This window comes from uncultured Oribacterium sp., from assembly GCF_902481605.1.
GTDB classification, from domain to species: domain Bacteria; phylum Bacillota; class Clostridia; order Lachnospirales; family Lachnospiraceae; genus Oribacterium; species Oribacterium sinus.
In genome coordinates this window covers 41,851-55,254 of the sequence record NZ_CABSXI010000009.1, presented here as the reverse complement: position 1 = coordinate 55,254, position 13,404 = coordinate 41,851, and the positions used below count along the sequence as shown (strand labels likewise).

Annotated in this window: 14 protein-coding genes; 13 read left to right on the top strand and 1 reads right to left on the bottom strand. The window is 44.3% G+C overall.

What is annotated here, in order from left to right; translation table 11 throughout:
• Nucleotides 1–142: 142 nt before the first annotated feature.
• Complete coding sequence (locus tag RDQ32_RS03095) at nt 143–865, bottom strand: hypothetical protein (RefSeq protein WP_308579082.1); 723 nt, start codon at nt 863–865, stop codon at nt 143–145.
• 323 nt (nt 866–1,188) lie between these two features.
• On the opposite strand from RDQ32_RS03095, the gene RDQ32_RS03090 reads away from it, so the two are divergent.
• The 13 genes from RDQ32_RS03090 (at nt 1,189) to RDQ32_RS03030 (ending at nt 13,283) form a co-directional block, all read left to right on the top strand.
• Nucleotides 1,189–2,394 carry a divalent metal cation transporter gene (locus RDQ32_RS03090; protein WP_308579081.1) on the top strand — a complete coding sequence of 402 codons (1,206 nt, stop codon included), beginning with the start codon at nt 1,189–1,191 and terminating at the stop codon, nt 2,392–2,394.
• A 68-nt stretch (nt 2,395–2,462) separates the two neighbouring features.
• On the top strand, nt 2,463–3,188 hold the full coding sequence (gene pxpB / locus RDQ32_RS03085) for a 5-oxoprolinase subunit PxpB (RefSeq protein WP_308579080.1): 726 nt from the start codon (nt 2,463–2,465) through the stop codon (nt 3,186–3,188).
• Between the two features lies 1 nt (nt 3,189).
• Nucleotides 3,190–4,200, top strand: a complete 1,011-nt coding sequence (locus tag RDQ32_RS03080) for a biotin-dependent carboxyltransferase family protein (RefSeq protein ID WP_308579079.1) — start codon at nt 3,190–3,192, stop codon at nt 4,198–4,200.
• Between the two features lie 13 nt (nt 4,201–4,213).
• Nucleotides 4,214–4,651: an acetyl-CoA carboxylase biotin carboxyl carrier protein gene (gene accB / locus RDQ32_RS03075; RefSeq protein WP_308579078.1), complete on the top strand. Its 438-nt coding sequence runs from the start codon at nt 4,214–4,216 to the stop codon at nt 4,649–4,651.
• Nucleotides 4,652–4,662: 11 nt separating this feature from the next.
• Nucleotides 4,663–6,012 (top strand): acetyl-CoA carboxylase biotin carboxylase subunit, encoded by a 1,350-nt coding sequence (gene accC / locus RDQ32_RS03070; protein WP_308579077.1) that lies wholly within the window; start codon nt 4,663–4,665, stop codon nt 6,010–6,012.
• Nucleotides 6,013–6,014: 2 nt separating this feature from the next.
• Nucleotides 6,015–6,779: a LamB/YcsF family protein gene (locus RDQ32_RS03065; protein ID WP_183681948.1), complete on the top strand. Its 765-nt coding sequence runs from the start codon at nt 6,015–6,017 to the stop codon at nt 6,777–6,779.
• 464 nt (nt 6,780–7,243) lie between these two features.
• On the top strand, nt 7,244–7,678 hold the full coding sequence (locus RDQ32_RS03060) for a transcriptional repressor (RefSeq protein WP_308579076.1): 435 nt from the start codon (nt 7,244–7,246) through the stop codon (nt 7,676–7,678).
• Between the two features lie 26 nt (nt 7,679–7,704).
• Nucleotides 7,705–8,805: a metal ABC transporter substrate-binding protein gene (locus RDQ32_RS03055; RefSeq protein ID WP_007155899.1), complete on the top strand. Its 1,101-nt coding sequence runs from the start codon at nt 7,705–7,707 to the stop codon at nt 8,803–8,805.
• Nucleotides 8,805–9,512: a metal ABC transporter ATP-binding protein gene (locus RDQ32_RS03050; protein WP_007155900.1), complete on the top strand. Its 708-nt coding sequence runs from the start codon at nt 8,805–8,807 to the stop codon at nt 9,510–9,512. Before RDQ32_RS03055 ends, RDQ32_RS03050 begins: the two co-directional genes overlap by 1 nt.
• The gene (locus RDQ32_RS03045) at nt 9,513–10,337 is read left to right on the top strand and encodes a metal ABC transporter permease (protein ID WP_007155901.1); all 825 of its coding nucleotides are present in this window, start codon (nt 9,513–9,515) and stop codon (nt 10,335–10,337) included. It abuts the gene before it with no gap.
• Between the two features lie 11 nt (nt 10,338–10,348).
• Entirely contained in the window at nt 10,349–11,158 is an 810-nt protein-coding gene (locus RDQ32_RS03040) for a hypothetical protein (protein ID WP_007155902.1), read from the top strand.
• A 149-nt stretch (nt 11,159–11,307) separates the two neighbouring features.
• Nucleotides 11,308–11,922 (top strand): superoxide dismutase, encoded by a 615-nt coding sequence (locus tag RDQ32_RS03035; protein WP_308579075.1) that lies wholly within the window; start codon nt 11,308–11,310, stop codon nt 11,920–11,922.
• A gap of 518 nt (nt 11,923–12,440) precedes the next feature.
• Entirely contained in the window at nt 12,441–13,283 is an 843-nt protein-coding gene (locus RDQ32_RS03030) for a bifunctional hydroxymethylpyrimidine kinase/phosphomethylpyrimidine kinase (protein WP_007155904.1), read from the top strand.
• Nucleotides 13,284–13,404 lie beyond the last annotated feature (121 nt).

The following is a 13,404-nucleotide window of genomic DNA, read 5'->3' as shown; positions in this document are numbered from 1 at the left end:
AGCCCGTCGGTACTTGCGAAAAACAAGAGAAACGCAGTTTTTCGCTTAGTATCCGCTACGTGGCGAAGCTAGTGAGAACGTGCCCCGTTTCAGACCTATATTGTTTAGAAAATTTTTTTGATTTTTTGCAGTCCTTTTAATATTAGGCGGTTACCGCTTCCTCCGGTACCGGGTGGCTAGCATTAAATTCCGTTACCAACTGATCGATAAAAGCATAGGTAGCGGGAGCTACAACCTGCAGCTGCTCGGGAGTATCTACATAAGCCTTAAAGCTTCCGGCAAAGTACTCTGTACTGTCAGATTTCTCATATTGGGTTACCAAACCGTTTTGATTGGCTTCCTGCTGATAGATTGCTACGAAATCCGCCTCCTCGGAACGGGAGCGTTTTCCTCTGGTAACATAGCGGAAAACCTGATTTCCATATCGCTTTTCTTGTAAAAGAATTTCTTCGTCTTTATATACTACATCATCGAAATAATGTCCGATTTCATGGGCAAGAGCGTAGGCTCCCATTAAGTCCTGGTCGGATAGCATTATGTTTGCTTCCATTCCGTCTAAAGCGGTATACATGCCGATGACGTTGTCTCGTCTTTGTTTACTGTTAAAAAAAGTAATACTGTTATGATTCAATTCATACTGTAAACGAATGGATGTCGGAATTCTGTTATAAACTTCAATAGCCGCATTGACCTGGGCATCATTCACTGCACCATCTCCCTGTTTTAAAGGGATTCCGGCAAAAACCGGAGAGCTTGCCAGAAGAGAACATAGGGTAAGAACTCCTAAGCTTTTTCTTCCGTAATTTTCTAAAGCCTTCAAAATCCTTCTTGAAAATGCCTTAGTTTGTGTAAAAAACTTTTGCATATTTGCTCCTTTCTCATGCAAATGGCTAAGAGTAGCTCTTAGACCCAGCTTATATATCGGCCTATTTATAAAATAAATTAGAAATATCAAAGCTTGGAAAAATTCTTAAGAAAATACTGCGGATTTCCGCTTCTGTTCTGTTTTGTTCCATGTTTATTCTGTTTCCGTTCTATTCTTATTCAGGAAAATCCGGAAAAATTCTTGACGCTGGGCAAAAAATGACTATACTGTGTATAAGACTTAATTTAAAGACACTGATAAATAAGTCCTAAATAAACAGTACAACAATTCAACTGTCCAATAAAAAGAAGGAGGAACTTATTATGAGCGGAACGAAGAAAAAAAGCGGAGCACTGCTTGGAGCAGCCTTTCTGATGGCAACTTCAGCCATCGGACCGGGATTTTTAACCCAGACGGCAAAGTTTACCGGTGATTTTAAAGCCAGCTTTGCCTTTGTTATTTTAGCTTCGGTTATTTTGGCAGCGATTGCTCAGCTGAATATCTGGCGTGTACTTTGCATCAGCGGGATGCGAGGACAGGATGTGGGAAACCGTATCCTTCCGGGACTGGGATATTTTGTTTCCTTCTTAATAGTTTTGGGCGGTTTGGTTTTTAATATCGGAAATGTAGGCGGAGGAGCCTTGGGCTTACAAACGGTTCTGGGAATTCCTACACAGCTTGGTTACTTTCTTGCAGGAGGTCTGGCAATTCTGGTTTTCTTGTCCAAGAATGCAAAGGGAATTATGGATCGCTTGGTAAAGATTCTTGGGGCAGTCATGATTCTTGTTATCCTGCTAGTAATCTTTATGGTAAAGCCTCCCATTGCTTCCGGCCTTAAAAACAGTATTCTTCCGGAAGCAAGCATCGTAAGTTTATTTCCTGCCATCCTTACTCTTTTGGGGGGTACGGTTGGAGGATATATTACCTTTGCAGGGGCGCACCGTTTGATTGATGCCGGCGTTACCGGAGAAGATAAATTGAAGGATATTAATTATTCCGCAGTTATGGGAATGTTTGTTGCCACATTGGTTCGTGTCCTTTTATTCTTTGCCGTATTGGGTGTTGTGGCAAAGGGTGCCAGCTTGGATGCGAAAAACCCGGCAGCAGATGCCTTTCTTCAGGGAGCTGGCGTAATAGGACAGAGAATTTCCGGCTTGGTGCTCTGTTGTGCGGCTATTACCTCTATCGTTGGTGCGGCATACACCTCTGTCAGCTTCTTAAAGACATTGTTTCCTGCAGTGGCTAAGAGAGAAAATCTTTTTATCATTGGATTTATCCTCCTTTCCACCTTGGTAATGGCAGGCCTTGGAAGTCCGGCAAAGCTTCTGGTTTTAGCAGGTTCTTTGAACGGTTTAATCTTACCGGTAAGCTTAGGGATTTGTCTTGTGGCTTCTCAGAATAAGAAGATTATGGGAGAAAATTATAAGCATCCGAAAATTCTGCTTTTCCTGGGGATTATTGTGGTAGTATTATCTGCTTATGTGGGATTAACTTCCTTGACAAAGTTATCCACTCTCTTTACCGCATAAAATCTATGCATGAAAGCTTAGAGCATATAGATTTTTAAACAGAGATTGTTTTCGGAGAAAGGAAAACTATGGAAAAGATACGAGTGCTTACTGCAGGAGACTCTGCTTTACTGATTCAGTTTGAGCAAAGAATCGGAGAGGATGTAAATCGCAGAATCAGCGCTACCGTAAAGTTATTGAAAATGCAACAAATCGAAGGGATTGTGGATATGATTCCCGCCTACGCCTCCCTGCTGGTGCAGTATAATCCCTTGGTGATTCGCTATGAGGAAATTTACAAGAGGGTTTCCGCTATTGTGAAGATGGATACCAAGGTGGAAAGCATGGAGAAGAAGGTTTGGGAGATTCCTGTCTTATACGGAGGAGAGCAGGGACCGGACTTTTCCTATGTGGCGGAGCATGCCGGAATCAGTGGAGAGGAACTGATACGCCTCCATAGTGAGAAGGATTACCTGGTGTATATGCTGGGCTTTTTACCGGGCTTTACTTACCTTGGCGGTCTGGAGGAAAAGCTTCATACTCCCAGGCTGGAAAACCCCAGAGTGAAGATTCCGGCAGGTTCTGTAGGAATCGGAGGTTCTCAGACCGGTGTTTATCCTGTGGACTCTCCGGGAGGCTGGCAGTTGATCGGAAGAACGCCGGTGAAGATGTACGACCCGGAAAAGCAGGATCCTATCTTGGTACAGGCCGGAGAATATATCCATTTTTATCCGATTACGGATTCTGAATATGCAAGGATTTCCGAAGCGGTAGCATCAGGAAACTATAGCGTACAGTGGCATAAGGAGGGCTGATATGGGATTTCGAGTAATTAAGGGAGGCCTTCTTACTACGGTTCAGGACTTGGGCCGTACAGGCTATCAGTCTCAGGGTTTTAATGTGAACGGTGTCATGGACCGAAGAGCCTTTCGTATCGCAAACCTGCTTTTGGATAATCCGGAAAATGAGGCAGTGTTGGAGTGTACCCTGATTGGTCCTACCTTAGAGTTTACCGCCCCTATGATTATCTCTATTACAGGAGGAGACTTTCGCCCGGAGTTAAATGATGAAGCAATTCCCATGTATACTGCCATTTATGTGGCTAAGGGGGATGTATTGAAAGTAGGATCTGCAAGAACCGGACGGACCTGCTATATTGCCTTTTCCAACTACTTAAAGGTTCCGGTGATTATGGGCTCCCGGTCTACCAATTTAAAAAGTCAGATTGGCGGCTTTAAGGGAAGAAAATTAGAGGATGGGGATTATCTGGATACCAGAATTAATCGAAGAATTTATCTTCCCAGCTTTCTTTCCAGAACCCTCCCCTTAAAGGAGTATGAAGAGAGTAAGGTGAAGATTCGGGTTGTTCCCGGACCGGAGGAAGAGGTATTTTCCAAAAGAGGAATTAAGAGCTTCTATGAAAGTGAATATACAGTGGGAAGTGAGTTTGACCGTATGGGACTTCGTTTGGACGGGGCATATATTGAAAGTAAGAAGGGCTCCGACATTATTTCCGACGGAATTGCCCTAGGCTCTATTCAAGTTCCTTCCCACGGAAAGCCCATTGTCCTTCTGGCAGACCGGCAAACCACCGGAGGTTATGGAAAAATAGCTACGGTAGCGACGGTAGATTTGCCAAAGCTTGTACAAAGAAGGATGGACGATAAGATTCATTTTGAAAAGATTACGGTACAGGAGGCACAAAAGTTGCTCCTGGAAGAGGAAAAGGAGCTACAGGAAATGCGAAAGCTGATTCATAAGCCCTGTAAGGAAGTCTTAGATTGTCGTTTGGCGGCAAAACGCTTATCCAAGTTATTTGAGAAGTAGGAGAGGAGAAAGAATGGATTTAGAAAAGGTAGAGGGTTTGGTAAGAATTTTGGAGAATTCCTCCTTAAATACCATGTCCATTAAAGATGGGGATTTTAAGATTGTTATGAGTAAATTAGATCATCCTCCCGTGCTTGCTCAGGGAGGAGCATCTCAGCTTGTCTATGAGAGTCCGGTTACGGAAAAGCAGGAGAATTCTGAAGAGGAGAATGAGGTGCATATCACCAGTCCTATCGTGGGAACTTTTTATTCCGCATCGGGACCGGATATTCCTGCCTTCGTTACGGTGGGAGATACGGTAAAGGCGGGGGATACGGTTTGTATTCTGGAAGCTATGAAAATGATGAATGAAATCACGGCGGATTTTGACTGTGAAATTGAGGCGGTGCTGGTTTCCAATGAGCAGAAGGTGGAGTATGGGCAGCCTTTGTTCCGTGTGCGTAAGCTGTAAAGGAGGCGGAAGTGTTTAAGCGAGTCTTAGTAGCCAACCGGGGAGAGATTGCCGTTCGGGTAATTCGGGCTCTTCGGGGCATGGGCATCCCCTCCGTGGCGGTGTATTCCAAAGAAGATCAGGACAGCCTTCACGGACGACTGGCGGAGGAAAGGGTCTGTATCGGAGAGGGGTCTTCCCGAAATTCCTATTTAAATATGGATACTTTGATTACTGTAGCCAAGAATACTGGCTGTGATGCTATTCATCCCGGCTATGGTTTCCTGTCGGAAAATGCTCAGTTTGCCGAAAAATGTAGGGAAAACGACATTTGCTTTATTGGACCAAGCCCGGAAGTGATAGACGGCATGGGAAACAAGTCTCAAGCCAGAGCTAAGATGCGGGAAGCCGGCGTGCCGGTGGTACCCGGCTCTTTAAATGCTCTTTATGATGTGAAGGAGGCCTTAGAAGAAGCCAAAGCCATGGGCTTTCCGGTGATGATAAAGGCCAGCTCCGGCGGCGGCGGAAAGGGTATGCGGGAGTGCTTTTCCGAAGGGGATTTTGAAAATGAATTCCTCACAGCCCAAAGAGAATCCGCCAATGCCTTTTCCGATGATGCCATGTATCTGGAAAAGCTGATTTTGGAGCCCCGTCATGTGGAAGTACAGATTATGGGAGACAGCTTCGGAAACGTGATTGCTCTTGGGGAAAGAGACTGTTCCATCCAGAGAAATCACCAAAAGCTGGTGGAGGAATCCCCTTCCCCCATTGTGACGGCGGAAAGTCGAAAAGCTATGATGGAGGCTGCGGTAAATGCGGCTAAGGCGGTGTCCTACGTAGGAGCCGGCACCATAGAATTTATCGTGGATCAGGAAGGCAAGTTCTATTTTATGGAAATGAATACCCGTATTCAAGTGGAACACGGGGTAACGGAACTGGTAACGGATACGGATCTTGTGATAGAGCAGATTCGGGTCTGTGCGGGAGAGCCTCTTAGCATGACGCAGGAGGAAGTTCTTCTACGGGGACATGCCATAGAGTGTAGAATCAATGCGGAAATTCCGGAGAAGAATTTTATGCCAAGTCCCGGAACCATTACGGCCTTACATTTACCGGGAGGAAACGGGGTAAGAGTGGATACGGCCATTTATACCGGCTACAAGATTCCTATGGAATACGATTCCATGATTGCCAAGGTCTTGGTGCATGGAAAAGATAGGCAAGAGGCTATACGGAAAATGAAGGGAGCCTTGGAAGAAATGCTGGTGCTGGGGGTGGAAACCAACCTGGACTTCCAATATAAAATCATGCAGTCTGAGGCATTTGTGGAAGGAAAGGTGGATACCGGCTTTATTGAGCGTTTTACCTTAGGAGGAAAATAAGCATGAAGGTTGATTTAAATGCGGATGTGGGAGAGAGCTTTGGGCGCTATACCTTGGGAATGGATGACCATTTGATTCCCCTTCTCAGCTCTGCCAATATTGCCTGTGGCTACCATGCGGGAGACCCTTTGGTGATGGAGAAAACCGTGGAACTGTGTAAAAATGCGGGAGTTGCCTTAGGGGTACATCCCGGGTTTCCGGACTTGCAGGGCTTTGGCAGAAGAAATATGGACTGTACGCCTAAGGAATTAAAGACCATGCTGCTCTACCAAATGGGAGCCTTGGAAGCCTTTTTGCACAAGGATGGTTTGAAGCTTCAGCATGTAAAGCCCCATGGCGCCCTTTATAACATGGCCGCAAAGGAGGAAGAACTGGCTAAGGCCATTTGCGATGCGGTAAAGGAATATGATTCTTCCTTGGTAATTCTGGCACAGGCCTCCGGTAAGCTCTACCAATTGGCGGAAAAGATGGGAATTCCTGTAAAGGCGGAGGTCTTTATGGACAGAGCCTATGAGGAGGACGGTTCCTTGGTGAATCGAAGAAAACCGGGAGCCATGATTACCGACGAAGAGGAAGCTATTGAAAGGGTGCTTTCCATGGTACTGGAGAAGAAGGTCAGAGCCATCACAGGAAAGGAAATCCCTATCCAGGCAGATTCCATCTGCGTCCATGGAGACGGAGAGAAAGCTCTGCTCTTTGTAGAAAAGCTAAGAAAGACCTTGGAAAAAGAGGGAGTGACGATAGAAGCTTTCGGTAAACATTTTTAGGGAAAATTTTTTATAAAAAAGGAAAATATCTTTATAAAACTTGAAGGGACTGTGAAAGTCAAATTAATTTATAGCCTTCATGCAGTATAGGTCTGGAATAGGGGCAATCTGAGCCCGTCAGTACTTAGTGAAAGCAAGCAGAGCGAAGCTTGAACTTAGTACTGTTACGAGGCGAAGTTAGCGAGAGCGTGCCCCGAGCCCGGACCTATACTGTATAGAAGGCTGATTTTTGATATTAATTTCTTCAGCTTTTATGAAATTTTTCTGTATTTCATTGACAGCAGAAAAATAGCTAGTAAAATATGAAAATGGTTTCCGTTTTCATGCTTTTTGTATTCATTTTTTGGAAATGGATTTGTAGAGTTCGGAGGCTTGAAAAGGAAAGCTTAACAGGAAAGCTTCTCTATGGTCAGGAATAGGGGAGCAAAGAGCAGGGTTGAGATAGATTTTGTAGGGGAGCGGATATGGAAAAAGGGAAGTACAAAACCCAGCATAAAGAGGAATTGCAGAAATATCTATCCAATTTAGAGGGAGAACATTTCACGGTAGCGGACTTAGTGATTCATTTCCGTGAAGAGGGAAGGCCCATCGGAATCACCACTATTTACAGGCAGTTGGAACGGCTTTGCGAGGAAGGTTTGGTGAATAAGTACCTGATCGATCAAAATAGTCCGGCCTGCTTTGAATATGTGGGGGAGAGGAAGGAAGCTTCCAAAGAACATCTATTTTTCCATTGCAAATGTAGCCGTTGTGGAGCCTTGATTCATCTGCATTGTCATGAACTGGACTTTATGATGGAGCATCTTCTTGTGCATCATGGCTTTCATTGGAATCCGAAAAGGACGGTTTTCTACGGTTTGTGTGAAAACTGTGCCCGGGAAGAGGAAAAGAGGCCTTAAAGTTATTTACCTAGAAAGGAGCCCCTATGGGACTAAGAAAACTGGCGATTGCCACCACATTTTCCTTACTTGCAGCAAATCTTTTTGCCTGTGGAGCAAGTAATGCAGGAAAGACTGAGACTACAGCAGCCACCACACAGGCAGCAGCAGAAAGCAGCAAGGAGGAGAGCAAGGCAGGCGGAGAGAAGCTGAAGATTGTGGCTACCAATTTCCCTGCTTATGATTTTGCAAGAGCTGTTACCAAGGGAGAGGCGGATGTTACCATGCTGGTAAAGCCGGGAGCGGAGACGCACAGCTATGAGCCAAGCCCTCAGGATATTATTACCGTTCAAAATGCAGATTTATTCGTCTATGTAGGCGGAGACAGTGATGCCTGGGTAGACGGTATGTTAAAGTCCATGAACAAGGATGATTCCTCCGTTTTCAAAATGATGGATGCGGTAAATTTAATGGAAGAGGAAACGGTTGAGGGAATGCAGGAAGAAGAGGAGCATGACCACGACCATGAAGGTGAGTCCGGAGAGCATAAGGAAGAAGCTGCCGACCATGAGGATAAGGCTTCCGAGGCAAAGAGTGACAGCCACGAGGAAGAGGAAGTTGAGATGGATGAGCATGTATGGACCTCTCCTATAAATGCCATTCAGATTGTAAAGAAGCTGGATGAGAAGATTTCTTCCTTGGATTCTTCCAAAAAGGACGTTTTTGAGAAGAATACTGAGGCCTATGTGAAGGAATTGGAAGAGCTGGATAAAAGCTTTAGAGAAGTGATAGATTCCGGAAAGAGAAAAGAAATCATTGTAGCAGACCGTTTCCCCTTTGCTTATTTCTGTAAAGAGTACGGTTTAAGCTACTTTGCGGCATTCCCGGGCTGTTCTACCGATACCCAGCCTGCGGCACAGACCATTGCGTTCTTACAGGATAAGGTAAAGGAAGACGGCATTCCGGTGGTATTCCATATTGAAATGAGCAACGAGGATATGGTAAATGCCATTTGTAAGGATACGGGAGCCAAGAAAATGCTTTTGAATGCGGTACACAATGTGACCGATGAGGATTTCAAAGCAGGCAAGACCTATGTGGACTTAATGAAGCCGAATGTAGAGGCATTGAAGGAGGCACTGAATTAATGAGTTATTTTTCCCTAAACAAGATTGGCTTTTCCTATGAAGGGAAGGTGGTATTAGAGGACATTCATTTTTCCGTGGAAAAGGGAGATTATCTTTGTATCGTGGGGGAAAACGGAGCCGGAAAAAGTACCCTTTTAAAGGGTATATTAGGGTTGAAAAAGCCCGGTGAAGGAGAAATCATTCTGGGGGACGGCCTGAAAAGGCAGGATATCGGATATCTTCCCCAACAGACGGAGGCGCAGAAGGATTTCCCCGCCAGCGTCTATGAGGTGGTGGAGTCCGGATGCCTAAACAAGCTTTCCTTATTTCCCTTTTATCGTAAGGAAGATAAGAAGCGGGTAGAGGATGCTCTTCGTTTTTTAAACATTGAGAATTTGAGAAAGTCCTGCTATCGGGAGCTTTCCGGCGGACAACAGCAAAGGGTTCTTCTGGCAAGAGCCCTTTGCGCCGGCTCCAAGCTCTTGATTTTGGATGAGCCTGTGGCAGGTTTGGATCCTAAGGCCCAGACAGAGCTCTATGATTTAATTGACAGATTGAATAAGGAATTAAAGATTACCATCATCATGGTTTCCCATGATGTGAAGGAAATAGTACAAAGAGCAAAGCATATTCTCCATTTGGCCCATAAGCAGTTATTTTTCGGAGAGGCGGAAAAGTATAGAGAGTCGGAGCTTGGAAAAAGTTTTGTGAAGGATTTGGAGGGCTAAATGTTTAAGGTTTTAGGGTCGATGCTTTCCTACGATTTTATGATTCGAGCGATTATCGTAGGTTCTCTGGTTTCCCTGTGTTCTACACTTTTGGGAACCAGTTTGGTTTTAAAAAGATATTCCATGATTGGGGATGGCTTGTCCCACGTGGGCTTTGCAGCCTTGGCAATTGCCTATGCTCTGCAATTAGCCCCCATGTCCGTGTCTATTCCCATCTGTGTGATTGCGGCATTTTTCCTTTTGCAACTGGAAGAAAATTCCAAAATCAAGGGAGATGCGGCTACCGCTTTACTTTGTAGCGGAGCTTTGGCGGTGGGAGTAATGACGATTTCTTTGACCACCGGTATGAATACAGATGTTTGTAACTATATGTTCGGCTCCATCCTGGCCATCAGTCCCTCGGACATGCGGCTTTCCGTAATTTTATCCGTGGTGGTGCTGTTCCTTTACATTTTCTTCTATCCCCGCATCTTCGCGGTGACCTTTGATGAAAATTTTGCAAAAGCCAGCGGAACCAATACCCGTTTCTACAACATGGTTTTGGCCTTACTGACCTCTATCACCATTGTGCTGGGCATGCGAATGATGGGAACCCTATTGATTTCCAGCTTGATCGTGTTTCCTTCTATTACGGCAATGCGGGTATGTAAAAACTTCTTAGGTACCATTATTCTGGCGTCTATACTTTCTCTCTTTGGATTCTTTGTAGGAATGACTCTATCCTTCCTTTACAGGATTCCTACGGGAGCTTCCATTGTGGTGATAGATATTGTGTTATTCTTCCTATTTTGTGCGATTGAAGCAATGCGGAATAGAAAGGGATAGAGGATAAGAAAATGAAATTAAGCAGAAAAATGAATACAAAAGAAGAGAAGGCCTTAGGGCCTTTTCGCATTTTCGGAAAAAGCAGAAGAGCAAATGGGATCATCCCTTTGAGAAGGGCTTGTCTTCTTCTTGCCCTTTGCGCAGGAACTTTGGTGGCCTGTAAGGAAAAGGATACCGTGCGGAAGACCCCGGGAAAGGTGGAGAGTACGGAAAGTACTTCTTCCGTATCCGAAGAGGAAGCAATGTCTATGGCGGAGGCGTTGGATGCCTTAGAGTCTAAGGATGCGGCATCGGTGGCGGCGGAAAATACAAATCCCTCCTCAGAAAGTAAAATTGCCGGAAGCACCAATTCCGCAGAAAGCGTGAAGGAAACCGATGAGCAGGGAAGAACCTATCCTATAGATGATTATCCCTACAATCCTAAAGAAGACAGAGGAAAGTATTCTTTGGAGAAGCCGGATATTGTGGTGGGAGATAAACTCTATGCCACCCAGATTAATGACTGGTACAAGAACTTTCAGGATTATGAGGGAAAGACGGTCAGTATTGAAGGGATGTATATGAACTTCGGAGGCTATACTCTGGTGGGAAGAAACGGTCCCTCCTGTCCTTATTGTACCGGTGGCTATGTGAATTTTGAATTTAAAACTGACCTTGATCTTTCCGGATTGGAGTCGGAAAAGTCCTGGATTCGGGTAAAGGGCGTTTTACGGCAGGGAAAGTATTCCATTTCCAAGGATGTTTCCCAGCTAATTTACTATATTGAGGCTTTGGAAGTAGAGAAAATGGATAAGCCCGGAGTGAACCCCATTACAGATTAGATGGTTAGTTTAATATAACTTTTATACTTTTCTTTTTCTTTGTCATTTATACTAAGAGTATAAAATAATAATACTTCTCAATTTTAAGAAAAATTTGAGAAAATCAGAAGGAAGTACTGAATACAGTAGAACAAATAAGGAGGAAAACTATGTTTGAACAAGTAAAATTAGACTATGCCTTTGATGCTCTGGAGCCCCATATCGACACGATGACTATGGAAACCCACTATGGAAAGCATCATGCCACCTACACCAAGAACTTTAATGATGCGGTGGAAAAGGCGGGACTTGGCGGAAAATCTGTAGAAGAGATTCTTTCTTCTCTTTCTTCCGTGAGTGATGAGGCTTTAAGGAACGCTTTACAGAATAATGGTGGCGGTTTCTATAACCATAATTTATATTTTTCCGTAATGAGTCCTAAAAAGGGAACAAAACCAAGCCCTGCCCTGGCAGAGGCAATCAACAGGGACTTTGGCTCCTTGGAGAAGCTGATAGAAAGCTTGCAGAATCTGGCACTGGGGCAGTTTGGTTCCGGTTGGGCGTTCTTATCGGTAGATAAAGAAGGAAAGCTTTATGCCACAAAGGCCGCAAACCAGAATAATCCTTTTATGGAAGAAGGACAGCATACCCCCATCCTGGGAATTGATGTTTGGGAGCATGCCTACTACCTTCGTTATAAGAATCTAAGAGGCGACTATCTGAAAAATTTCTTCGAGGTTTTAGACTGGGAGAAGGTCAGCGAGAATTTTGAGCGTGGCAGATAATTTTGTTTCCATCATACCAAGGTCTGAATTCGGAATACTCTTCGACTAAGCTCGACTTTAGTAATAATGGACTGTAGAAATAAAAAGCTACGCTCCGATGCAGTATAGGTCTTTCCTCGGGGCACGCTCTCGCTAGCTTCGCCACTTAGCAGTACTAACTTCAAGCTTCACTTTGTTCGCTTTCAGTAAGTACTGACGGGCTCAGACTACCCCCTATGAAAGACCTATACTGCATCGGTCGCGTTGGTTAATGGATTCCTACAGATTTTATTCCGGTAACGCTCTTGCTAGCCAAGTACCGGCGAGTCTGAAGTATTCCTTTTTCAGACCGGTATAAAGGAAACGTGCATATTATCTTTCGAGAAATAAAAAAAGTATTCTACTCCGATACTCATTCTAGCGGAGTAGAATACTTATTTTTTTCTAAAAATATGCTAAAATAAAGTGCTAAAAAATTTATGTGAGAATTATTGTTAGCACACTATAAAGTATATTTCTAGTATAAAAAGGAGAAAGCAATGGCTGATGTGAAAAGAGAAAGCGGGAAAAATATTTTTTTGTGTAATGATTTTCCGGGCTATGGGAAGGTGGCTTTGCAGGGGATGATTCCTACCTTAACGGCAATGAAATATCAGCTGTTTTCCTTGCCTACCGCTTTGGTTTCCAATGTGTTGGACTTTGGCAAGGCGGAAATTTTAGATACTACGGAATATATGAAGGGCAGCGTTGCGGTCTGGAGAGAACTTGGCTTTTCCTTTGATGCCATGGCTATCGGCTTTATCACCGGGGAAAAGCAGGGAGAATTTTTGGCGGAGCTTTGTAAGGAAGAAAGAGAGAAGGGCTGCGTTATTTTCTTTGATCCTATTATGGCGGACAATGGAAAGCTCTATTACGGGATTTCACCGGAGGCGGTGGAAAGTAGAAGAAAGCTTATGGGGCTTTCAGACTATATTGTTCCCAACAGTACCGAAGCATTGTTGCTGGCAAGGAAAAATCCGGAGCAGTCGGACTTTAGCTTAGAGGAGGCTAAGGACTTGGTGAAGTCTCTAAGAGAGGCGGGAGCGAAATCGGTTTGTATTACCAGTATGAAGATTGACGGACAAAATTGTGTTTTCCTTTATGACGAGAAGAAGGGGGAGTTTTGCCGGATTCCTTACAGAATGAGAGACAAGCATTTTGTGGGAACCGGAGATTTGTTCTCCGCTCTTCTTCTGGGACGTTTTATGCAGGAAAATGATTTTTTTGCCGCAGGAATGTGGGCGGTGGAAAAAATCGGAGCCTTTATCGATGCTTATGAGGAGGATCATCTTTCTGAAAAGGGTATTCCTATGGAGCGCTATCTGAGTCTTTTAAATGCGTAGTTCTGACCCTTGAATTTTGTATAGTAAAAGTCTGACTCTTTATGTTTCAAGAGAAGATGCGTCGAAGCATAGGAGATATGAAAAATAAGTATGGTTCTTTTCGCTCTGCCGGGGCATTCCC